This is a genomic window from Chryseobacterium sp. CFS2 (assembly GCF_036543225.1).
GTDB classification, from domain to species: Bacteria; Bacteroidota; Bacteroidia; order Flavobacteriales; family Weeksellaceae; genus Chryseobacterium; species Chryseobacterium culicis_A.
The window spans coordinates 719,145-744,081 of record NZ_JAZHQU010000002.1; the positions used below are offsets into that span (position 1 = coordinate 719,145).

16 protein-coding genes are annotated in these 24,937 nt (G+C 37.1%); 6 read left to right on the forward strand and 10 right to left on the reverse strand.

Features of this window, described 5'->3' with window-relative positions:
- The first annotated feature begins 130 nt into the window (after positions 1 to 130).
- Complete coding sequence (locus ODR02_RS06745; RefSeq protein ID WP_309511917.1) at positions 131 to 3,175, forward strand: SusC/RagA family TonB-linked outer membrane protein; 3,045 nt, start codon at positions 131 to 133, stop codon at positions 3,173 to 3,175.
- Between the two features lie 13 nt (positions 3,176 to 3,188).
- Positions 3,189 to 4,949, forward strand: coding sequence for a RagB/SusD family nutrient uptake outer membrane protein (locus ODR02_RS06750; RefSeq protein ID WP_309511918.1), 1,761 nt, complete (start codon positions 3,189 to 3,191; stop codon positions 4,947 to 4,949).
- 196 nt (positions 4,950 to 5,145) lie between these two features.
- On the opposite strand, the gene msrA is transcribed toward ODR02_RS06750, so the two are convergent.
- From msrA to ODR02_RS06795, 9 genes are all read right to left on the reverse strand, one after another.
- Complete coding sequence (msrA, locus tag ODR02_RS06755; RefSeq protein WP_309511919.1) at positions 5,146 to 5,700, reverse strand: peptide-methionine (S)-S-oxide reductase MsrA; 555 nt, start codon at positions 5,698 to 5,700, stop codon at positions 5,146 to 5,148.
- Positions 5,701 to 6,240: 540 nt separating this feature from the next.
- Positions 6,241 to 7,209, reverse strand: coding sequence for an ROK family protein (locus tag ODR02_RS06760; RefSeq protein WP_105682818.1), 969 nt, complete (start codon positions 7,207 to 7,209; stop codon positions 6,241 to 6,243).
- Between the two features lie 79 nt (positions 7,210 to 7,288).
- Complete coding sequence (locus ODR02_RS06765; RefSeq protein ID WP_209786614.1) at positions 7,289 to 8,500, reverse strand: PepSY-associated TM helix domain-containing protein; 1,212 nt, start codon at positions 8,498 to 8,500, stop codon at positions 7,289 to 7,291.
- A 51-nt stretch (positions 8,501 to 8,551) separates the two neighbouring features.
- The gene (locus tag ODR02_RS06770) at positions 8,552 to 10,666 is read right to left on the reverse strand and encodes a TonB-dependent receptor (protein WP_309511920.1); all 2,115 of its coding nucleotides are present in this window, start codon (positions 10,664 to 10,666) and stop codon (positions 8,552 to 8,554) included.
- Positions 10,666 to 11,865, reverse strand: coding sequence for a PepSY-associated TM helix domain-containing protein (locus tag ODR02_RS06775; RefSeq protein WP_309511921.1), 1,200 nt, complete (start codon positions 11,863 to 11,865; stop codon positions 10,666 to 10,668). The genes ODR02_RS06770 and ODR02_RS06775 overlap by 1 nt, the downstream gene beginning before the upstream one ends.
- Positions 11,866 to 11,906: 41 nt before the next feature.
- On the reverse strand, positions 11,907 to 14,084 hold the full coding sequence (locus tag ODR02_RS06780) for a TonB-dependent siderophore receptor (RefSeq protein WP_309511922.1): 2,178 nt from the start codon (positions 14,082 to 14,084) through the stop codon (positions 11,907 to 11,909).
- 151 nt (positions 14,085 to 14,235) lie between these two features.
- Positions 14,236 to 17,310 (reverse strand): preprotein translocase subunit SecA, encoded by a 3,075-nt coding sequence (gene secA / locus ODR02_RS06785; RefSeq protein WP_209786618.1) that lies wholly within the window; start codon positions 17,308 to 17,310, stop codon positions 14,236 to 14,238.
- A 123-nt stretch (positions 17,311 to 17,433) separates the two neighbouring features.
- Entirely contained in the window at positions 17,434 to 17,655 is a 222-nt protein-coding gene (locus tag ODR02_RS06790; protein WP_002662059.1) for a DUF2795 domain-containing protein, read from the reverse strand.
- 136 nt (positions 17,656 to 17,791) lie between these two features.
- Positions 17,792 to 18,820: a GDP-mannose 4,6-dehydratase gene (locus ODR02_RS06795; RefSeq protein ID WP_309511923.1), complete on the reverse strand. Its 1,029-nt coding sequence runs from the start codon at positions 18,818 to 18,820 to the stop codon at positions 17,792 to 17,794.
- A gap of 89 nt (positions 18,821 to 18,909) precedes the next feature.
- Between ODR02_RS06795 and ODR02_RS06800 the strand changes: the two genes are divergently transcribed.
- Together ODR02_RS06800 and ODR02_RS06805 are read left to right on the forward strand one after the other, a co-directional pair.
- The gene (locus ODR02_RS06800; protein ID WP_209786620.1) at positions 18,910 to 19,707 is read left to right on the forward strand and encodes a DUF2797 domain-containing protein; all 798 of its coding nucleotides are present in this window, start codon (positions 18,910 to 18,912) and stop codon (positions 19,705 to 19,707) included.
- A 33-nt stretch (positions 19,708 to 19,740) separates the two neighbouring features.
- Positions 19,741 to 22,389: a hypothetical protein gene (locus ODR02_RS06805; protein ID WP_209786621.1), complete on the forward strand. Its 2,649-nt coding sequence runs from the start codon at positions 19,741 to 19,743 to the stop codon at positions 22,387 to 22,389.
- 102 nt (positions 22,390 to 22,491) lie between these two features.
- On the opposite strand, the gene ODR02_RS06810 is transcribed toward ODR02_RS06805, so the two are convergent.
- On the reverse strand, positions 22,492 to 22,842 hold the full coding sequence (locus tag ODR02_RS06810) for a hypothetical protein (RefSeq protein ID WP_209786622.1): 351 nt from the start codon (positions 22,840 to 22,842) through the stop codon (positions 22,492 to 22,494).
- A 175-nt stretch (positions 22,843 to 23,017) separates the two neighbouring features.
- On the opposite strand from ODR02_RS06810, the gene ODR02_RS06815 reads away from it, so the two are divergent.
- Positions 23,018 to 23,212, forward strand: coding sequence for a hypothetical protein (locus ODR02_RS06815; protein ID WP_066691102.1), 195 nt, complete (start codon positions 23,018 to 23,020; stop codon positions 23,210 to 23,212).
- A 122-nt stretch (positions 23,213 to 23,334) separates the two neighbouring features.
- Complete coding sequence (locus tag ODR02_RS06820) at positions 23,335 to 24,381, forward strand: PA0069 family radical SAM protein (protein ID WP_209786624.1); 1,047 nt, start codon at positions 23,335 to 23,337, stop codon at positions 24,379 to 24,381.
- Positions 24,382 to 24,937: the final 556 nt, after the last annotated feature.

Genomic DNA, 24,937 nt, shown 5'->3' on the forward strand with positions numbered 1-24,937 from the left:
TGGGAGATCCTTTTACTTTGTATGCCGAAATAAAAACTAACCGTTGCCTGAAAAGAAAACCACTGTTGCGGGAACAACAGCGGCTTTTTGATAAGCAATGTAACGTCTTGCAATTACTTTACTTATTGATATGTACCACAAAATTAATTTTTTTAAGTTTAAAAAGCTAATTCCGATTGCATTAATTTTTTTGGTGACAAGCCAAGCTGATGCCAAAGGATTTACTTCAAACTATCCTGTCTTTTCGCAGGCAAACGAAACCATTTCCGGAACGGTGAAGGATCAGAAAGGAGCTGCTGTTGAAGGCGCCAAAATCACGGTTGTAGAAACCGGAGAAACGGCTTCTACTGACGCTTCGGGAAACTTTACCATTTCAGCCAGTATCGGACAAACCTTGTCTGTTTCTTATGAAGGATATGGAATCCAGATGGTGAAAATCTCCAGTACTTCAGTTACTGTACAATTAGAAACTAAAAAAGAATCAACATCCATCGAAGAAGTAACACTGATAGGATATGGTTCCCAGAAGAAATCTGATTTAACGGGAGCCGTAAGTCAGCTAAAAGCTGAGAATTTTAAAGAAGGAATGAACATTTCCGTTGACAACCTGATGCAGGGGAAAATTGCGGGTGTCCGTATTGTCCAGTCGAGTGGAGAGCCGGGAGCCGGAGTAAATGTGTCCATCAGAGGGATCGGTTCTATCCGAAGCGGGAGTACTCCTTTATTCGTTGTAGATGGAGTTCCTTTGAGTAACGATGCCGTAAGTGCTACAGGCCCGAATATCGGGTTAGGAAATGCACAGGCCAAGAACCCGTTAAACTTTTTAAATACCAGTGATATTGAATCTATTACGGTTTTGAAAGATGCTTCCGCTGCTGCAATCTACGGTGCAAGAGGTTCAAACGGTGTTGTTTTGGTAACAACGAAAAGAGGAAGAAAAGGAGAACCATTGTTTACCTATGATACGTATTTAGGCTTTTCTTCAGTGATTAAAAAATTAGACCTGATGACTGCTGATGAATATAGGTCTGCAGGAATCAACAAATTATATGACCATGGGGGAAATACAGACTGGCAGGATGAAATCTTCAGAAATGCAGTCTCTTCCAATCATTCAGTATCTTTTTCAAAATCTACGGAAACCGGAAATTATTTTGCGTCCATTTCTCACATGGATCAGGATGGTATCATTCTGAATAGTGGTTTTAAAAGAACAACGGCCCGTTTGAATGCAGAAGAATCATTTTTTGATAATAAAAGATTAAAAATTAAACTTAACCTTACGGCAAGTGACATCAAAGAAACCGGAATTCCGAACGGAGCCAATGCAGGTTCTGACGGTCAGGTGATTATCCATGCTTTGATGGCGAATCCTACGCGTTCCGTGTATGATCAAAACGGAAATTATACCAACTTTAATATGAATGCTCATTACAATCCTTTGTATCTGCTGAGTGTTTATAATGATAAAACCAATACTTTCAGAGTATTAGGAAATACAGAAGCTACATTGAGAATCTTACCCGGATTGAATTATAAGTTCAACTTAGGGATTGATAAAACAATGTCTGAGAGAAATACAACGATGTACCCAAACATTACAGACAGAACTCCGAAAGGAATGTATGTTCAGGCAAACCTTGATTCTTATAATGTACTTTTGGAACATTACTTAACCTACGATCTTAGTTTAAATAAACATAATTTCAGCTTGCTAGGAGGTTTCTCTTATCAGAAATTCAAAACTACAGGAACGTATTTCGGGGTGAAAAATATTGCGAATCAGGGAGCGGGAATTCCCCCTGAAATTAATCCCGGATATTCTGGTGAAGCCTTTATTCCGGCAGCAGGATATGCTCAGGAGAATGAATTACAATCTTATTTCGGAAGAGTAAACTATAATTTTGATAAAAAATACTTACTAACGGCTTCATTAAGAGCTGATGGTTCTACCCGTTTTGGTCAAAACAACAAATACGGGTATTTCCCTTCTGTTGCAGTAGGCTGGACGGTTTCTAATGAAAATTTCCTGAAAGATTCTCAGATCATCAATGAATTAAAATTAAGAGGAAGCTGGGGACAAACCGGTAATCAGGAAGTTCCGAATAAAATCACTCAGGCAAGCTCTTCACTGTCACCATCCGGAGGATATTATTTGTATGATAATCTGAACCTGATCAATGGAGTAGTGATCAACAGAACCCCTAATCCTGACCTGAAATGGGAAGTGGTGGAGCAGACTAATATTGGAGCAGACTTTAGTTTATGGAGAAACAAGTTGTACGGATCATTGGAATATTACAACAAAATAACCAAAGACCCGATTCTGAATATTCCTTCCAGACCGTTAAGCCCTACAAGTACAGTATGGAAAAATGTAGATGCAAAGATTGTAAACAAAGGATTTGAATTTTCGTTAGGTTCAGAAATCATCAAAACACAAAACTTTACCTGGAACTTTGATGTCAATGGAGCGACAGTGAATAACGTGGTAAAAGATCTTCCGGTTTCTGCTATCTATTCGGGGGAAGTATCCGGGCCCGGACTTTCAGGAGTTACGGCCAATATTTACAGAAACGGCTATGAAGCAGGATCTTTCTATATGTTGAATTATTTGGGAGTGGATGCCAACGGAAAATATATCTATGAAGATGTAAATGCAGATGGAAGAATTGATCAGAATGACAGAAAGATCTTTGAAGGAGCGATTCCGAATTTCACTTTCGGGATTAATTCATACATGAAGTACAAGAAGTTTGATTTCTCATTCTCTTTCATTGGGCAAACGGGTGGTTACCTGGTGAATAATACGGCATTGGATTTAAATATCAACAACTTAGCGTCAGACAGAAACGTATTGAAAAACTTCTACGAATCCGGAGCCAACTTTACCAATCAGCCTCAATTGTCATCCCTTTATCTTGAAAAATCAGATTTTATACGATTGAATAATGTAAGATTGGGATACACTTTCGATACCAGCCAGTTGAAGTTTTTGAGAAGTATCAATCTTTATGTAAGCGCACAAAACCTGTTGACCCTTACAAGCTATTCCGGTTATGATCCATTGGTGGATACGAACAAACAGGTGAGTGGAAATCAGTCTCTGGGAATCGACTATACAACCTATCCGTCTGCCAAGACTTTCATTTTGGGAGCTACTGTTAAATTTTAATTGAAAAGAAATCATGAAATCTAAATTTTTAAATATAAATACCATTATTTTATCCTTTGCTGTACTGTCTTTAGTGGGATGTACCAATCTGGATGAAAAAGTAATTGATGAGGTTTTGGGCTCTGAAACAGCAGATCCTGAAGCGGCTCTTGCTGCTGCTTACGGACAGCTGGGAGACGGAACTTTTGTAGATCACGGAAATGTTTTTGCTTTACAGGAATATTCTACTGATGAAGCTTTATTACCCACAAGAGGAAGTGACTGGGGGGATGGGGGAAAATGGAGAGCTATGCACGAATTCACATGGGATGCAAGCAATGATGTGGTAAAAACAACCTGGAATTCTCTGAACTTCGGGATTACAAAGTCCCTGACGGCCATCTCAAGTATTGAAAAAAGCAACAGTACAAACAGAGCCTTATTTTTGGCAGAAGCAAAAGGATTATTAGCCTATTATACTTATACCACAATTGATCTTTTCGGGCAGGCTCCTTACAGAGATCCGGGTAATATAAATGCTCCTATTCAAATCCGAAAAGCAGAAACTACCATTGATGCTTTGATTACTGAAGTAGAAGGACTTATTCCCAATCTGGCAGATATTAAGACCCAGAATACCCACGCCGGAAGATTTACCAAACAGGCTGCTTATGCATTTCTTGCTGATATGTACCTGAACAGAGCGGTTTTGAAGAATAAAACGGCAGGATCATTCAACTTTTTGGAGCAGGCGGTGAGTGGTTCAGGAACAGATATGGATAAAGTAATTGAATATTCCAATCTATTGATTAACAATCCGAATTTCAGTCTGGAATCCAATTATTTCCACAATTTTGATATCAATAATGATACAAGCAAGGAGATGATCTTCTCCATCGTTCAGAAAAAAAATACAGATAAAGCTTCAGATAATGACCTGGCGTATATGTCTATGGAAAGAATTCAGAAGCCATCCCCTGATAACAGAGGAACCAATGCATCGTGTATTACCCCGGAATTCTATTATTCCTGGAACGGGAATCATGATGACCCACGCTTTCAGAGATCTTATCAGTATACGGATGGAACATGGTTCAGAAATGACGGAACAGATGTAAGTGTACCTTCATCCAGTAAAGTGGAAGGTACAGGAAAACCATGGTTTCATTTCAACAGAGGGCTGCAGGTGGGACAGCAATATGGGCCTAAGATTCTTGCAGACGGAAATTTTGATATGACTTCAGACGGAAGAATTAAAGTGTATAAATTATTTACAGAAAAAAATACAACACTTGCCGCAGACTTCACTCCTGAGCTGAATTTTGATAACCCTTCTGAATCTGTATTTACTCAGGCTCAGATCAACAGAGGAGTAAGAAACTTTAAGTTTGAATTCGATCCGGGATATGGAAATAACGGAACAAGCGGAATGGATGTACCCTTGTACAGATTAGGAACCATCTATATGATGAGAGCAGAAGCGTATTTAAGAAGTGGAAATATATCTGCTGCCTTGGCGGATGTGAATAAGCTGAGAACAAGCAGAACGAATGATGCTTTAAAGAACAATGCTCCGGGAGTTGCCATTGCTTCTTTGGATGAAAATACACTGTTTAAAGAATCAGGATATGAACTGTATTGGGAAATGTACAGAAGAAAGGCCATGATCCGATTCAAAAAGTTTGATTTACCGGGAACAGCCAAATCTGCTTCTCTTCCTTACAGAAGGATTTTTCCGATTCCTCAGGCAACCATTGATGCCTCAAAAGATTTTACCCAAAATCCAGGATACTAGTTTCTTTATATAAACAATTTTTGTGCAAACAAGAAGCGAAGAGATTTTCTCTTCGCTTCTGTTATTTTATATGGGTTTGTAAATATCCTGCTAAAATTCTGATAATGATATTAACCATCAATAGGAACGGGCTTTAGCCCGTTTAACAAAATATCGAACATTCATCTGGCTTTAGCCAAAACTTAAATATTACGTTTTACTCTGTATTCAACATCCCCAATTCCCCGAAATGCTTTTTGAATTTCTGGATTTTAGGTCCTACCACGGCACTGCAATAAGGCTGTGTTGGGTTTTCATTGTAATATCCCTGATGATATTGTTCTGCCGGCCAGAATTTGTCGAATTGGGTTAATTCAGTTACATACGTTCCAGCCCATCTTCCTGATTCCTGAGATACTTTAATAGCTTCCTCAGCCTTTGCTTTCTCCGCATCATCTTTATAATAAATTACAGAACGGTATTGGGTTCCGATATCATTTCCCTGTCTGTTTAATTGGGTAGGATCATGTAAAAAGAAAAATACATCCATCAACTGTTCATAAGAAATAATTGCCGGATCATACGTGATTTGTACCACTTCTGCATGTCCTGTTTCTCCTGTACAAACTTCCTGATAAGTAGGATTGTCTTTATGCCCTCCTGAATATCCTGAAATAGCAGACTGTATCCCTTTCAGCATATTGAAACAGCTTTCTACACACCAGAAACATCCGCCACCGAAAGTAATCTGGTCTAAATTATTGTTGTCCATTTTTGGTAATTATATTGTTTTATTATTTTTTCCAGATTCGGAAAAGCTGATCAAAAATATGAAAAACTTTTTCATTTGAACATGATTTTACCGCTTAAACTCAAATTACAATGATAGATGTGACAAATGATTTTAAACACGATTATTAACCATTTTATGAATACATATAGGATAAAACCAAAGAGATAATCTCCGTAAAATATTTTAAAGAGGTCAGTATTAGCAATGTCATACTGGGTGGAGTCGAAGCACTTTAATTTTAAACACGAATAGCACCAATGTTTTCACAAATAAGCACAAGGAAAATAGAATGCAATTTCTCTCATTTAATCTCCACAAAATATTTTAAAGCGGTTAGTATTAGCAATGTCATGCTGAGCGGAGTCTAAGCACTTTAATTTTAAACACGAATAGCACAAATGTTTTCACGAATAAACACAATAAAAATACATCCCAATCCTCTGTGAAATCTGCGTAATCTGTGGGAAAAACAAAAGCACCCTAAAAAAGGATGCTCTATATTATTAAAAAAGATTTCAGTTATTTTTCCCAAACCAAAGCACTTGCACCAAGAATAGCTGCGTCTGCTTCGTCAAGTTCACTGAATACCAGTTTTACTTTATTTCTGAAAATCGGAAGAAGGTTTCTTTCCATATGAAGCTTAGCTGGCTTTAAGATAAAGTCTCCCGCTTTGATCACTCCTCCAAATAGAAGAATAGCTTCAGGGGAAGAGAACATTACAAAATTGGCTATTGCCTCACCCAGCTTCTGACCTGTATATCTGAAAACCTCAATCGCAATCGGGTCTTCTTTGATCGCACATTCATATACTGTTTTAGAATTGATCTCGTCTTCAGGATATTGGTTTAGCATAGATTCCGGAAATTCGGCTCTCATTTTCTTTGCTGTAATGGTAATTCCTGTGGCAGATGCATAAGCTTCCAGACTTCCTTCAGAACCTGTGCTCCAGTGCTTTCTTCCGCCTGGTTTTACAATCGTATGTCCTAATTCTCCGGCAAACCCGTCATGTCCATAGATTAAGCTTCCATTAGCGATAATTCCACTGCCTACTCCTGTTCCCAGGGTAATCATGATAAAATCTTTCATTCCTCTTGCTGCTCCGAAAAGCATTTCTCCCAGCGCTGCAGCATTGGCATCATTGGTCACTGTACAAGGCAGATTGAATTTTGCCGTCATCAGCTCAGCGAAAGGAATTACGCCTTTCCATGGAAGGTTAGGGGCAAGCTCTATGGTTCCCTTGTAATAGTTTGCATTGGGAGCGCCTACTCCGATTCCGTCAAAGTGTGCTTCAGTACCATACTTTTCCATCATTGGACGAACATGTTCATATAAAGCATCGATGAAATCTTCTACTTTTTCATAGGCATCAGTTCTCAGATTTCCTTTATCCAGAACTTCCCCACGGTGGTTTACGATTCCGAATTTAGTATTGGTTCCGCCGATGTCAACTCCAAGGGCAACTTGTTTTGATAAATCTATTAATGACATTTCTATTATTAAATTCTAAGGGCTAAAATTATAAAAAAGATTGTATTAATGGATTATTAACTGGGTTTTATTTAATACTTTAAGCTGTTTTTATTGGTTTTTTCTTTTTTCTTCCCCACCAGATCATAAATCCGGTAACCGGAAGAGAGGCGCAGATAATACTTACAATAAAAGCAATAATCTTGGTAGGAAGTCCTAAAATAGCTCCTACGTGGATATCATAATTGGCACTTACTACTTTTTCCCCAAAGTTTTTATCTTTTGGATCATGAGTGTGCAGCAATTCTCCGGAGTTTTCATCAAAGATTAAGCTGCTGCTTTTATGATAAGAATAAGAAAGATGTTTCACGTACACCTCAAAGTTAGGATGTTCGTGGTCATCCATGTGTGGGTGGCCTAAATCTATGGCAAAACCATAGGAGTCAGGATATTTTTCCGTTACGGTATTGATGATTTTATCCAGTGTCCCTTCTGTTCTGAGCTCGATAGGAGCTTTTGTTTTAATGTGGGAAAAATCCGGATACTTTGTTTCCCCACCGGAAAATATCACGTAGATCATGGCCTGTACCACAAAGAATGCATAGAATAATCCGGTAATAGAGAAGATTAAAGCAAATATGGATGCATAAAATCCTAAGACATTATGAAGGTCATAATTTTTTCGTTTCCAGCTTTTGATATTTTTCCATTTGAAGGCAAAACGTTGTTTTCTTGCTGCTTTGTTCTTTGGCCACCATAGAATAATCCCGGAGATCAGCATAATGATAAAAATGATAACAGGAATTCCTACTACATAAGTTCCCCAGTCCTGTTTCAAAAGGTAGCTCCAGTGGATCATTTTTACAATATTGAAGAATCCGTTTTTCTCATCATAAACTCTCAGTACTTTCCCTGTGTATGGGTTTACATAAGCTTGTTTATAGATAGGGAACTCATCAAAATAGTTCCAGGCATCTGTATTATGCTCATACCAGAAGAACATATAGGACATCTTTTTGTCAATAGGAACATTTACCCAGTGAATCGGATATTTTTCCTTCACCTGTTCTGCGACAGCTTTTTCCATCACTCTGATGGGAAGTACCTGTTTGTGTTCAATATTTTGCTCCTGATGGTAGATGACATCTTTTCGGGTGATGTTTTCCACTTCATCCTTAAAAACGTACAATGCTCCGGTAATAGAGATAATAAAGATCAGAAATCCTATTCCCAATCCGAACCAAAGATGCAGTTTGGCAGACCATTTTTTGATAAAGCCCGGTTTCTTTTTATGATGATGGTTTTTCTTCATATAGCAGTAAAAAGTAAAGCAAAGATATGCTTTACTTTTTATTTAGTTTAATTAAAATTTATACTCAATCATGAATGTTCCTCTCAATCCAAGAGCATTCGTGAAGTCACTGTCTCTTGCTGTCCACCATGAAATGGCAGGCTGGTACACCTTGTTGAATAGGTTTTCAATACCTAATGACAGCCTCCAGTTGTTGCTTACCTCATAACTTGATTTGAAGTTGAAAACAGTATATTCAGGAACATATCCTTCACCATACGCAAACAATCCTGTTTTAGCATTAGGCTCGAATCTGTTTTGCTGGAAAGAGTGAAGCATATCAAGACCAATTGATAGAGTAGGGATAGGTTTCGCCTGAACATATGCTAATACTTTAGGGGCAGAAATTCTGCTGTTGTTGATCTTTGCAGAATAATCACCGTCATCTTTTATGGAAGTAATCCCTTCCATCCAGCTGTAGCTTCCCCCAAACTGAATCCATTTTGTGGGGGTGAAATGTAAAAATCCTTCAACACCATATACAATTTCAGGAGATCTCTGAATCATCAATGCTCTGTCCGGACTTTGTACGAATGATGCGCCCAGTTTAGAGGTACTCACGTAAGAAGTTAATTCATAGTTAAGCCAGCTGGAAAGCTGTCCTGTGGCACCTAATTCGTAATTGTTTACAATAATGGGTTTTGTTTCCAGATTTTTGATGGTCTCGGAAGTTGAGGTTCTCAGAATTCTTCCTAATTCATTGATAGAGTAGGCCTGAGAGAAGCTTCCGAAAAGGTTGATATAAGGCTCAATATTATAACGGACACCAATATTTCCTACCAAAGCATTATAGCTCAGTTTTCCGCCGGCTACAGGAATACTTTTGGTGAAAGTTCCGTCACTTTTAAGAGTAGAAAGGGTATTGAAATCATCTACATTTACTTTGATGTTTTCATAACGAAGCCCTCCTTTGATGGTTAATTTTTTGAACAGATCAATTTTTGCCAAGACGAAAGGGGCAATATTGGTCATATTCATATTGGGAGTCCAGAAACGTCCGTCTTCCAGTTTTTGTACGGTTTCATCATTCAGAATATCAGCTCCGTAGATAATTTCTCCCTGAGAGTTGGCTGAGTTCCAAAGTTGGGTATCCAAATTGATTCTGGCTCCTGCTTTTTTTGAAATCACATTAGACTGTCCGCCATTGAAAAAGGTATCGCTATATCCGTAAACAGTTTTGAAATCCTGATAATAAAGATTGATATTTAACGAGGTTCCTGCAAACAGGTTTTTATTGTCATAGCTCACTCTGATGTTATGGTTTTTCGGAGTTCCCTGAGGCGTTGTTTCCAGCCCTTTTCCAATTCCTTCACCAATGGTAGGGGTGATGCCGTATTTTCCTGTTTTAAGTCCTACATTCAGGTCTGATCTTGAAGAATAACCAATGTAAGATGCCTCAATTCTTTGATTCTCGTTGATATCATACCCTACTTTCAATAATCCATTATAGTTGTCCATTTTGGCAATGCTATAAGTAGGGCTTATTAAAACGCCGTCTCCGTCTTTTGTATATCCTGTTCTTTCATAGGCTAGTGAAAGGGTATAATCAAATTTCTTGATTTTCCCGGTTAAAAGCTGGCTGGCTCTTACTCCTAACGTACCACCGTAAGGCTGTCCCGTAAAACCAATCTGAGAAATTCCTGAGATCTTTTTATCTGTTTTGTTTCTTTTTGTAATATAATTGATAATCCCACCATCTGCTCCGTTTCCATAGATGGAAGATGCTCCTTTGATGACTTCAATTCTTTCGATGGCCGAAGGATCAATAGTCCTTAAGTCTCTGGCTCCGTTACGAAGTGGAGTAGACTGTGGAATTCCATCAATCAAAACCAGAACCTGACGACCTCTTAACGTCTGTCCCGTGTTGGAAGTCTGTCCTGAATTGGTTCCTAAACTGGGAACCGTATACTGCAGGATGCTTGTAATGTCTGAGTTAACAGTAAGCTGAGACTGAATCTGCTTTTCTCCTACCACTGTGATAGAGCTTGGAACTTCTTTGATGTTTTCCTTTTTTCGGGAGGCAGTCATAACAACCTCGTCCACATTTTTGGTTTGTAAAGAATCTTTTACCTGGGCAAAAACGGTAGTAGTTCCTAAGCAGGCAGCTGATAAAAGCGCTTTTTTCATTATATTTTCTTTCCTTTTTTCTTTCTTTTTCCCCACCAAACCAGGAATCCGGTTACAGGGAGTGATGTACACATAAGGCCGGCAATAAACCAAATGATCTTTCCAATGATTCCGAAGTAGGATCCGGTATGGATATCATAATTGGCGTTGGAATATTTCTCGGCGGTATTGAGTTTGTGATGAGGTTTGTTGGCCAGTAGTTTTCCGGAGTATTTGTCGAAATTCAGGATGTTTCTTTCACTGTATCTTCCATCCAGTCCGTAAACTGTTACCGGAAGGTTTTTCAGTTCTTTTCCTTTTTTATTCTTTCCATTTAAAGTAATTCTGAAGCTGGATGATTTTGCATACAGTTTTTCAGTCTGTGCTGCAGCGAGATCAAAAACAGCTTCATTCTTTGCCATCAGAGAGTCCGGGGATTTTCTTTCCTTTTCTTTTGGAAGTTCCCATGATCCGGATAAGGCGAAAGTAAACGTGTTTTTTACATAGGGATAGGCAAAATAAAGCCCCGTTACACTTAGAAGAAGAGCAATAAATGATGCATAGAATCCCAGAATATTATGAAGATCGTAGTTTTTACGTTTCCAGTTTTTTACATTTTCCCAATTGAACCAGAAACGTCCTTTTCTGGCGTTTTTATTTTTAGGCCACCATAAAATGATTCCTGTAATCAGCATAATGATAAAAAGAACGGTTGGAATTCCTACCGTATACGGTCCCCACTCTGAGTTGAGCAGAAGTCCCCAATGGAGATATTTCAGAATACTGAATACATCATATTTCTCATTATATACCGCAAGGATTTCTCCGGTATACTGATTTACATAAACCAGTTTATTGATGCGCACCTGCTGAAAATAGTTCCATCCTTTTTTGCTTTTGTCATAATATTCAAACTGATAGGACTTTGTTTTGTCCAAAGGAATTTCTACAGCGCTTACAGGATATTTTTCATTAAGTTCTAAGGATACTTTTTCACGAAGCAGATTGATATACAATGGTTTTTTCCCAATATCCTCTTTCTTCAGGTAAATAGCTTCTTTACGCAGGCTGTTTTGTATTTCATCCTTAAAAACATATAAAGTCCCAGAAAGAGAGACTATAAATACAATGATGCCAACAGACAGGCCAAACCACAAATGGAGTTTTGCGGACCATTTTTTTGAAGGAGCTTTCTTTTTATGGTGATGCTTTTTTCTCATACCAAAAAGTTAACCCCGTGAGGGGCTAACCTTTGATTTTTTTAAAATTTATATCCTATTGATAATCTCCAGTTACGTGGAGCATTGTAGATCCAGGCATATTCGCCGGCATCTCCTCTGTAACCGCTGTAAAGCTTTTTGTTAAGGACATTATTCAACATTAGATTGACATCGAATTTTTTAGCAACATAGGAAACCCCGAAGTTGGTATCAAAATAATCCGGAAGGCTTTGATCTTTCGTGGCATTTACTCCAAACCAGGATTGTCTTCCTCCCTGATACTGGTAGCCTGCTGAAATTCCGAACCCTTTCATAAGACCATTTTCAAATCTGTAGTTTACCCAGGTATTTTGTACATTTTTTGCATTCCCCGGAGACTGAATTCCAATTCTTGTAGGATCTGTGTCTTTGATGGTTTTTGCATCTGTATAAGCATAGTTGATAATAATGTTCAACCCTTTGATGATTTCTCCTTTGATATCGGTTTCAAAACCTCTTGCTCTTTGCTCACCTGAAGCAATCTGAAATGGAACCCCTCCATTTTGTTCTTTAAGTCCTGCTACAAGAATATTTTGTCTTCTGATTTCGTATACTGAGAAAGTAGAGTTCCATTTTCCTCCAAACCAGTCTTTCTTTAAACCGAATTCGATATTCTGTCCTCTGAAAGGATCCGTAATTTTGGTTTTGTTAATTCCTGTTCCGGATTGTGGTACGAAGGTTTTATCATAGATCCCGTAAGCAGAGAAGTTTTCATTAATAGAATAGCTCACTCCAACTCTTGGTGTAAACTCACCAGCTGTATCAGGTACGATAGGAGTACCAGGGCTTAGATTAGGATATGCAGAGTATGTTTTTCCGCTTGTATATCTTCCTGCTAATGTTATTCTTAACTTATTGTTAAACATTTCAATCTGATCTTGAGCGTAATAAGAAGTATATTTTACTCCCTGGTCATTATAAAATGGAGCAGAAGTGTTTAAGCTATAAAAATCAGAAGAAGGAAGTTTTGATGGATCCACTCCATAATTCACATTATAAATGTCAATTGGGAATAGTAAGGTTTCTTTGCCATCTACGATTTTTGAATAAGAAGAAAAGTCAGCAGTGTATTTTCTATCTCCGTAATCAAATCCTGCAATTATTTTATGAACAATGTTTCCTGTATTTAATGTTCCTCTAACATAGGTCTGGAAAATATGATTTTTTCCTTTGGCCTGCCAGTTGCTTAATGTTCTGTTTAAAATATTTTTATTGTTCGGGTCAAAAGTTCCCCACCATGAACCTCCGTCATAGTTCAGATCCATGTAAGCATACTGTGTGCTCCAAACCCAGTCTTTGAATAATTTCTGGTCTAGACTTAAGAATAAACTCTGATCTTTTACCTCTGTTTTTTTGAAATTAGGATCATTAAAGTTGGTATGGACATTCAATGAAGCATATCCGTCATTAGACATCAGATAAGCTCCCGGCTGATTGAATTTTAAATACTGATAGTTATATTGAGCGGTAAATGTAGTGGTCTTTGTAGGTCTGAAAGTAATGGAAGGAGCAACAATAATTTTGCTTGTTTTATCATTTTCAACCCATGAATTATTAGAACTACCCATTAAATTAATACGGTAGTCTAAAACACCGTCTTTTACAAGTACTCCATCCAGATCTGCTTCTCCTCTGAAAAGGTTATAACTTCCCGTAGTGAAACGTACACTGTTGGCAAACTTTCCGGTAGGCTTTTTAGTTACCACATTATAAAACCCGGCTGGATCTCCCATAGAACCCATAAATCCGGCTGGTCCTTTTAGAAACTCTATTCTGTCAATAATAGAGGCATCAGGATTGATTGGCCCCCAGGTTGAAGATACATTCATCCCGTTCATAAAAGTAGCAATACTGGCTCCTCTCATGAAAACATTGGAGTATACATTATCCCAGTGTTCCACCTTTCTTGCTCCACTTACGTTACGGACAATTCCTTCCGACATGTTCAAGGTAATCTGATCAGCAAGAACCTGAGAACTTACAGATTGCACATTTTGAGGAAGTTCAAGAATCGGAGTCTGAATTCTCAATGAACCTGAAACTTCATTCAGTTTGTATTTCTGATAATATCTTCCGTTAACAACTACTTCTTCAATATCGTTGGATTTGATGGTGTCTTTTTTTTGGGCAGAAACCAGCATTGTTCCCAGTGCGGAAGCACAGATCAGTACATTTTTCATGAAAGTCAAATTTTCTGCAAATATATTATTTTTAACTGTTCTAAATAAATAATGAGGTTGATATTTATCATAAAATTATTATATAGTGAATAATAAAAAACCGCTCTAGCCAATGCCAGAGCGGTTTTTGTATGATATTATTAAATTTTTCTTACGCTGGAATTTCTCCTTTGTATAAGAAAGAAATAATTTCTTTGTTTAGTTTGTCAATCATTTCACTGAATAAGTGGAAAGATTCCTGCTTATAGATTACCAATGGATCTTTCTGCTCATAAACAGCTCCTTGTGAAGATCTTCTCAAGTCGTCCATCTCACGAAGGTGAAGCTTCCAGTTTTCATCAATAATTGATAACGTGATGTTCTTTTCGAAATCGTTCACTAAACTTTCACAATGCGTATCGTAAGCTTCTTTAAGGTCAGCTACAATAGTCATTGTTTTGTGCCCGTCTGTGAAAGGAACCTGGATCATTTTGAACATTGAACCTTGATTTTGGTACACATTCTCAATGATTGGGAATGATTTTTCTTTCAATAAGTTCAGCTTCATTGCGTAATCTTCCTGAGCGGCCTTGAATAAGATATTGGTCAGATCCGGAATGGTTTTATTATTAAAATCATTTTGGGAAACCGGAGATTCCATGGTGAATGTTTTAATAATTTCATATTCAAAATCCTTATAACTTCCAGAAGCTTTTCCTTTCGCAACGATAGAATTAGCAACATCGAAAATCATATTCGTAATGTCATATTTCAAGTGGTCTCCGAATAGAGCGTTCTTTCTTCTCTTATAGATTACGTCACGTTGCTTATTCATTACGTCATCATACTCAAGAAGTCTCTTTCTTGTTCCGAAGTTATTTTCTTCTACTTTCTTTTGAGCTCTTTCAATAGACTTGCTGATCATAGAGTGCTGAATAACTTCACCTTCTTTATGACCCATTCTGTCCATCATTTTAGCGATTCTCTCAGAACCGAACAAACGCATCAAGTTATCTTCAAGTGATACATAGAACTGTGAACTTCCCGGATCTCCCTGACGTCCTGCTCTACCTCTCAACTGTCTGTCAACACGTCTTGAATCGTGTCTTTCAGTACCAATAATGGCTAAACCTCCGGCTTCTTTTACTTCTTTAGAAAGCTTAATGTCCGTACCACGACCTGCCATGTTGGTTGCGATTGTTACAACTCCCGGCTGTCCTGCACCTGCTACAATTTCCGCTTCTTTCTTGTGAAGCTTCGCATTCAATACCTGGTGTGGAATTTTTCTTAATTGAAGTGCCTTTGATAATAATTGAGAAATCTCAACAGAAGTTGTACCTACCAAGACAGGTCTTCTTGCTGCTGTTAGTTTTTCAATTTCTTCAATTACGGCGTTATATTTTTCTCTGTTAGTTTTGAAAACTAAATCTTGTTTGTCATGTCTCAAAATAGGACGGTTGGTAGGAATTACCACAACGTCTAATTTATAGATCTCCCAAAGTTCTCCAGCTTCAGTTTCAGCAGTACCGGTCATCCCCGCAAGTTTGTTGTACATACGGAAATAGTTCTGAAGTGTAACCGTTGCAAAAGTTTGAGTCGCTGCCTCAATTTTTACATTCTCTTTCGCTTCAATCGCCTGGTGAAGACCGTCTGAATAACGTCTTCCTTCCATGATACGACCTGTCTGCTCGTCAACGATTTTTACTTCACCATCAATCACTACATATTCATCATCTTTTTCAAATAATGTGTAAGCTTTCAATAGCTGGCTCATCGTGTGAACTCGCTCAGATTTTTCAGCAAAATCAGAGAAAAGTTTTTCTTTAGCTTCAAACTCTTCTTCTTTAGATAAATTTTTAGCTTCTACTTCAGCAATCTCAGTTCCTATATCCGGAAGTACGAAGAAGTTAGCATCAGAGTTTCCTTGAGACATGTATTCAACACCTTTATCTGTAAGGTCTACCTGATTGTTTTTCTCCTCGATGACGAAGTAAAGATCTTTATCTACGATCGGCATATCACGGTTGTTGTCCTGCATATATTGCGCTTCAACTTTCTGAAGCAATGCTCTGTTTCCGCTTTCCGATAAGAATTTGATTAATTGTCTGTTTTTTGGAAGACCTCTGTATGCCTGAAGTAATTTGAATCCTCCTTCTTTTGTATTTCCAGCAGCGATTAATTTTTTCGCTTCATTGAAAATAGCAGAAACCGTTTTCTTTTGTACTTCAACGATTCTGTCTATAGAAGGCTTAAGAACATCAAATTCTTGTCTGTCTCCCTGAGGAACCGGACCAGAAATGATTAATGGTGTTCTTGCATCATCTACCAATACAGAGTCAACTTCATCCACGATCGCAAAGTTTAATTCTCTTTGTACCAGTTCTGAAGGTGATGTCACCATGTTATCTCTCAGGTAATCGAAACCGAATTCGTTATTCGTTCCGTAGGTAATATCTGAGTTATATGCTTTTCTTCTTCCGTCAGAGTTCGGTTGGTGGTTATCGATACAGTCGATAGACATACCATGGAACTGATAAAGAGGACCCATCCATGCGGAGTCTCTTTTTGCAAGGTAGTCGTTCACGGTTACAACATGTACCCCTCTTTCAGGAAGTGAATTTAAATAAATAGGTAATGTTCCTACCAAAGTTTTACCTTCACCGGTTGCCATCTCGGCAATTTTACCGCTGTGAAGAATAACTCCTCCGATAAACTGAACATCATAGTGGACCATATCCCAAACTACAGGAGTTCCGGCAGCGTCCCATGAGTTTTTCCAAACAGCTGTGTCTCCCTGAATGCTCACGAAATCTTTTCCTGCATCAGCCAGTTCTCTATCCCAGTCACTAGCCGTTACACGGATCTCTCCATTCTGAGCCCATCTTCTTGCCGTTTCTTTGATCAATGCAAAAGCTTCGGGAAGAACCTGAATCAGAACTTTTTCTTCAATTTCGTATGATTCTTTCTTTAAAGACTCAATTTTTGAGAAAAGAGCTTCTTTTTCGTCAACGTTTGTTGAATTTTTTATCTGCTCTTTTATCTGTTCTATTTGAGCTGTAATCTTGCTGGTTGCAGATTTTATATTCTCTTTAAACTCAGCCGTTTTTTGTCTCAACCCATCATCTGACAATTGTTGAATGTTAGGTTCTACAGCTCTGATTTTTGTTACAACTTTTTTTACTTCTTTTAGGTCCTGCGCTTTTTTGTCTCCCAAAAACCCTTTAAGAACTTTGTTTAAAAAACTCATAAATTTTTTGCTTTATGCTTAATGCAAAATGCTTTAAGCGTTTTAAATAACACTTATCGTGTAAATTAATATATAAAAAGGGCAAAAAAGCTCTAAGCACGCAGCCTAAAGCTCATCGCTTTATTAATATTCGTCCTCGTTCCAAAGGAAATCCTCGTCAGTAGGATAGTCACTCCATACTTCTTCGATAGATTCATAAATTTCTCCTTCGTCTTCGATTGCCTGAAGGTTTTCTACTACTTCCATAGGTGCACCAGTTCTGATTGCGTAGTCAATAAGCTCTGCTTTTGTCATTGGCCAAGGTGCGTCACTTAAATATGAAGCTAATTCTAATGTCCAGTACATAATTTTCTAATTTTTTGCAAAAGTATAAAAATAGGTTGTATAATAAACTTTTTTATACTTGATTTTCAATTCTTTTTATAATTTTTTCTTATAAATGGCTGTCACAAACTAACTGGCAGCTGTGTCAGCAATTTACTTATTGTCGTTTTCTCAAAAACCATTCCACAAATTTTTTTATGCCATTTTGGAAGTTTGTGGCCGGTTTATAGCCTATTAAATCCTTCGCTTTGGTAATATCGGCATTCGTTTTTGTGACATCTCCCGGCTGCATTGGCAGAATTTTTTTGATGGCAGTTTTTCCAAGTGCTGTTTCTATAGTTTCCACCATCTCAGATAAAGTGATTACCTGGTTTTCTCCGAGGTTAAGTATTTCATAAACTCCGGAATGGTGTTCAAGATAAAGGATTGATTTGGTAATCCCATCAATGATGTCATCAATATAGGTGTAATCTCTGGCAGTATTTCCATGACCGTAAAAAGGGATTTCCTGATCTTCTGAAATAAGTTTTACAAACTTGTGTATGGCAAGATCTGGCCTTTGTCTTGGTCCATATACTGTAAAGAACCTAAGCTGGATCATATCTATATGGTATAGATTATGGTAAACATGACCTATAATTTCTCCACTTTTTTTTGTCGCTGCATAGGGTGAAATCGGATTGTCTACATTATCTGTTTCTGAAAAAGGAATTTTTTCATTATTTCCATACACACTTGAAGAGGAGGCACAAATGAATTTTTTAATATTGAAATCCTTACACAGTTCCCAAAGATTCATAGTACCTCGTACGTTCACTTCTTCGTATTCAAGAGGTCGTTTAATAGAGGGCCGTACTCCGGCAAGAGCTGCCAGGTGAACGACCATATCAATATGATGATTTTTAAAGATGTTTTCAAGGCCTTTTTTATCCCTGATATCCTGCCAATAGAGGGAATATTGCTCAGAATGGGTGAGGGAAACTAAACGCTGGATATCGGTCTCTTTATCTGAGAATTCAAAATCCGAATTTTTACCAATTGACTCTAAAGTATTTTTAATTTTTACCTGATAGTCATAGAAATCATCAAAATTGTCAATGTTTATGACAGAATGTCCATTTCCTAATAATCGTTCAACTAAATGGGAACCGATGAACCCACTACCGCCTGTTACAAGATAAACCATTTGTATTTTTTATTAGCACAAAAATATAAATTTTACTTTTTGAAAAATATAATCATTAAATTTACTTAAAAAAGTAATATAAATATAATATGCAGTTTCAAGGGCAAATTTTAAAAATGACAAGCTATGATGCTAAGCCAATCCAATACTACCTCAATCTTTCAGGAGATCTAATCCACATGAATGAGCTGTTTGGGAAGGAGTTAAGCATAAAACATACAGGATTCCAATGTGTAAATTGTGGGGAAAATAAACCGATTTACAGAATGGGATTCTGCAAAAGTTGTTTTTTTGAAAGTCCTTATGCCAGTGATACCATTATCCGACCGGAGCTTTCTACCGCACATTTAGGAGTTGCAGAACGTGATCTTGAGGTTGAAAAACAAATTCAGCTTCAGCCGCACACTGTTTATCTGGCATATACCGGAGATGTAAAAGTAGGGGTTACCAGAAATACTCAGATTCCTACAAGATGGATTGATCAGGGTGCAACTTTTGCATTACCTATTGCGAGAACGGAGAACCGTTATGAGGCGGGAATGATAGAAGTTGCCTTGAAAGAGCATCTTGCAGATAAAACCAATTGGAGGAAAATGCTGCAGGATGATTTTGAAGGAGAAGTAGATCTTGCGGATTTCCGTCAGAAAATAAAAGAATATTTTCCTGATGACTTCCAGAGATTTTATAGTGAAGGTGAAGAATTATGGAGTTTTGATTACCCTTTTGAAAAGCCGGAAAAAGTTTCTTCGTTTACTTTAGATAAAAAACCTGAGTTTACAGGAAGATTAACAGGAATTAAAGGACAATACCTTGGATTTGAAGGAGGAAACTTTATCAATGTAAGAGGGCATGAAGGCTATGTTATTGAACTGGAAATAAAGAACTGATCTGTATAACAGGAAAAAATCAAATCACAAAATATGAAAAAATGGGTTAAAAGACTATTAATAAGTTTCGGAATCCTGGCAGGAATTCTTCTTGCTGCGAATTTCGGGCTGAATGTATGGCTTAAAACCCAGCTTCCGGAATACATTAAAAAGAATACAGACTATAAAGTTTCCTATAAAACCCTGGATGTTGATCTGGGAACAGGAAATATTTTAGCGACGGGAATTTCAGTTAACAGTAAAGATCCTCAAAACACAGACGTTATCGGCTTGCAGGGAACAATTGATACTTTGAAGATAAGCCGTTTTGGAATTTATGATGCTATTTTTAATAAAAGAATCAGCTCGTCCGATTTGTTGCTGGCAAAACCTGTTTTAAATATCATTCTTGCAAAACCTATTGATCGCAAAACCGGAAAGAAAAGAAATCCGGTTTTATTTGAAAATATCAGAATCAACGAAGGTAAAATTGCTGTTTTCCGACATACCAAACAAAAATTTCTATCAGTACAGCAATTGGATCTGTTTGTAGAAAATTTACAGATGACGGAAGAATCTGTAGAAAATAAACTACCCATCGTTTTTGATAAATACAGCATTAAAGGAGAAAAATTCTTTCTCCGTCCAGATGAAACATATGCTGCTACCATCAGTACTATAAATACAAGCAATGGCCAGATGTCTGTTGAGAATTTCAGGCTGACTCCGCTGCTTTCTTTAGCTCAGTTTAAAAAGTTTTATCCTAAAAAAGCCCAATTATTTGACTTTGTAGTTCCTAAAATGGATTTTACAGATGTCATTTTAAACAAAAATAAAATTTCACTTACGAATGCAGGCTTCCAGAATCCTGTTCTGAAAGTTTATAATACAGGAGTAAAAAGTAAAAAAGCTGAAAAAAAGTCAAATTTTGAGGTAGATTTAAAAAATATTAAGCTGAATAATGCCATAGTAAAGGTTACTAAACCTGATGGAAACAACCTTCTGTCTGTAGGGAGTCTTACAGTAAATATCAATCAGATGATGTTTAATAAAGAAACTTCTGAACAGGTCATTCCTATAGGATACAAAGATTTTACTATTGCGGGGAAAAATATTGAATACTCCAATGCTGAGAATATCACAGTAAGAAGCTTTGCGTTGAAACCTGCCAATGGTGAGATCTGGGACGTTGTATTGAGGTCAGGTCATTCTGAAACAGGAAAAGCCGCGGAAGATTTAAAAACAAATCATATTGCTTTTAATATCAATAAACTGGAATTTGTTGATAAAAAACTGAATGTGGATCTTAAAGATCTTCTCGTAGAAAATGTAAATGGCACTTTTAGAGCAGGTGAAAAAACAAATAATAAATCTGCTGGACCCGGTATTATTAATTCTGTTATCATAAGAAAAACATCCTTAAAAAACTCAAACATTACTTATGATAAAGGAAAACAGCCTTTGACTTTCCATGATCTTAATGCAACGGTAAATAATATTGAACTATTACCTAAGCCTAATCAAACCGGGCTGTCCGTCAAAGTGAAAGACTATTACATTACCACCAGAAACCTGGCTTATAAAACACAGTTTTACAACATGAGCCTTGGACTTCTTAAACTGAATAAGAATAAAATACAGATTACCAATTTTGCCATGAAACCTCTCGTTTCAAGAGCGCAGTTTATCAAAATGATACCCGTTGAGAGAGATCTGTATGATTTAAAAGCCGGACAAATTACCGCAGAAGGAGAGTGGGATCTGTTTTCTCACAATAAAATGGTAAGCGCTTCCCATGTAGGGATTGAGTCTGCAAATGCCAATATTTTCAGGAGTAAAATCCCGAAAGATGATCCGAAAGTAAAAGCATTGTATTCAAAAATGCTGCGTTCCATTAAAATCCCTATGACGATTAATACTCTTGACCTGAAAAACTCAGTATTGGTATATGAAGAAGATACTCCGGAAAGTATGGGGCCGGGAAAACTGACATTCAGTAACTTTAATATGAATGTCAAAAACCTGAATTCAGCTAAAATAAAAGGAAAACCTACTAAAGTGGATATTAAGATCAATTGCTCTTTCATGAACCTCTCACCACTTTCCGTAAACTGGAGCTTTGATGTGGCAGATCAGAAAGATGCCTTTGCTATCTCAGGAAAAACAACCAATCTTCCTGCCAGCGGAATCAATCCATTTATCAGACCTTATCTTCATGTGACAGCAACTGCGGGAACCATTCAGGAGATGCTCTTTAATTTTAAAGGAAACCCTGCCGGATTACACGGAACTTTTAATATGAAACATAAAGATTTGAAAATTGCAGTCCTGAATAAGAATAATCATGAGAAAAAAGGTTTCCTGACTGCTGTTGCCAATGTTTTTCTGAAATCAAATTCAGGAAGTTTTCCGGAAGCGGTTACTGTAGAAAATGTAGAACGTGATCCTACAAAATCTTTCTTTAATCTCTTCTGGAGAGGAATTGAACAAGGGCTCAAGAAAACACTGATTGGTAAAAGTGTAGAAAAAACAGAAAAGACCGTGAAAAATGCCGTTTCATCTGTAAAAGAAATGAAACAATCCGTAAAAGAAATAAAGCAGGAAATTAAAAATAAAAAAGAAACACCCCAACCTGAAGAAAAAAAGGAAAAGAAAGGTTTTCTGAACAATATGTTTAGAAAAAAAGAGAAAACCGAAGGGTAATTCTTTAAACCATTAAGATAGAATTGTTGACTGCTAGAGAAACTCACAATCTTTTAATTAAAAACAACCTTAATGGTTTGAAAAATTAATATGATAGAGTGGTTAAAAATTGAATTCGTCACTTTCCTGAATAGGAATGTCTCTTAGAAATTTATCAAACTCTTGACCAGGATAATTGCTGTCTGCACCATACGAATCTATAATCATTCCACGGTTTCCGGCATTATCTTTTACCACATACAGTACCGCATTATCATCAGGATTGCTGTCGCCTTCAAAACGATATGTTTTTAAAATCACCAACTCAGCAGGCTGATAAACTTTCTCAGAATTTTCAAACTTCATTTCGCACTTGTCATTCATTCTGAATTCTCTCTGAATTCCTCTCTCAGAAAGCGTTTTCATAACTTCACTTAAAGTTGTCATTCTATCAAAGTTCTCTGAATTTCCCATAATACTATTTTTGTTGTTAAGTACAATAATTAAACCATTGCAATCCCTAAATATAAGAAAAATAGCAGATTGTAATTTCCTTAAAAATAAAGTTTAATGTTAACAAAATTTATAATTTAAAAAAATAAAATAGGTATACTTTTTGCAATGGTATCAATAATAAATCAGAGAAAATATGAAAAAAGAAGTTGGAGTTTTACTGGCAGGAGGAGTTGGTCTTTTGGCAGTATTAAGTTTAATCAGCATAAAAAAAATATTGACAAAAAAAGATAAAAAATATAGTGATTCCTATTCGGATTATCACAGACACTTTGATGAAAAGAACCACGACGATGAAACTCACGGAGTGGAATTTTACGCACTGAAGTAGTAAAAAAATATATTTAATTATGTTTAAATCCAACGCTTTTGAAAGTGTTGGATTTTTTTGTGGAAAACTTTAATGTTAAAACTCATTATTTTATAAAAATTCCATTCTAATTTTACACCATAATGCAAAACGAAAATTTCATAAAAGGTCAGGGTGCTCAGCGGAATGTGGTCAATCGTTTCGACAGGTATACCTATGAGCCGGAAGATGAAGATTTCGAAACTGTAAAAACCTCTTTCACGGAAGTGTTTCCCAAAACCATTGTAAATCAGGTGAAAAGCGAAGATCTTCCGATGGAATATTCTATGAATCCTTATCAGGGGTGTGAACATGGCTGCTCTTACTGCTTTGCAAGACCTACCCATGAATATTGGGGATACAGCGCCGGAATTGACTTTGAAAGAAAAATCATGGTGAAAAAAAATGCACCCGAATTACTGGAAAAGTTTTTTCAGAAAAGAGGGTATAAAGTTGCCCCGATTTTGCTGTCCGGAAATACCGACTGTTACCAGCCAGCCGAAAGACAGTTTGAAATTACCAGAAAATTACTGCAGGTTTGTCTCGATTACAGACACCCTGTCAATATTCTGACAAAAAATGCACTGGTGCTGAGAGATCTTGATATTTTAAAACCCATGGCAGAACAGAATCTGGTTTCCGTTTCCTTAAGCATTCCCACAATCAACGAAGAACTGAGACGTAAAATGGAGCCAAGAACAAGCTCTGCGAAAAATAAATTAAAAGCCATCGAAATTCTTTCCGAAAACAACATTCCTGTACATGTAATGGTGGCGCCTATCATTCCCGGACTCAATAGTGATGAGCCTCTGAATATATTAAAAGCAATTTCTGATGCCGGAGCTTCCGGGTTCGGATATACGCTGGTCAGATTAAATGATACCGTAGAACCGGTTTTTGTGAACTGGATTGAAGCCCATTTTCCCGACAGAGCACAAAAAGTCCTCAATCTCATCCGCTCCATGCGAGGTGGGAAACTGGGAGATAAAAGATATTTTGAAAGACAAAGAGGTGAGGGGAATATCGCAGAAATGATTCACACTACCTTTAAGATTGGCAGAAAGAAGTTTTTTGACGGGAAAGAATTTCCCAAACTGTCCACCACTAACTTTACCGGAACCAGGGATCAGCAACTGAGATTGTTTGATTGATCATCACTTTTGAAACATCCTCCTGTTATTTATAGGATAAATAAAGTTTCTTTCCGGTATTATTCCAATAAATATTCTTTCGAAATCAGTTTGCTATCAATATATCATCATATATAATATATATAGTATAGCATTCGTTTTTCAGGAGCTATTTCCTGCTATCCATTCATACTCCTCGCGCCTGCGCGCTCCCACGCTCAGACCCATCCACTCTCCAACCCCATGCTGCGGGGTAACCATTTCTATCAGGGCTAGGGGAGAAGAGTGTTAATTATAAATTATAAATGATGAATGATAAATGATGAATTCAGTGTTTGGGTCTTGAGTTACGTGTTTCGAGTTTCGCCTTCTGTTTTTTAATATTTGAGTTTTTGTTTATTACTATCCCTATTATATATCATCATCAGTATTTATATTCCATAAGAACAAGCTTTATCCCGTTTTCATTACACACTTTTTTTGTATATCTATATTATATCCATCATCCTCTGTGCAAATCTGTGCCCTCTGTGAAAAATCACAATGTACCCCACGCTTTATTCATTCCCGCAACGAT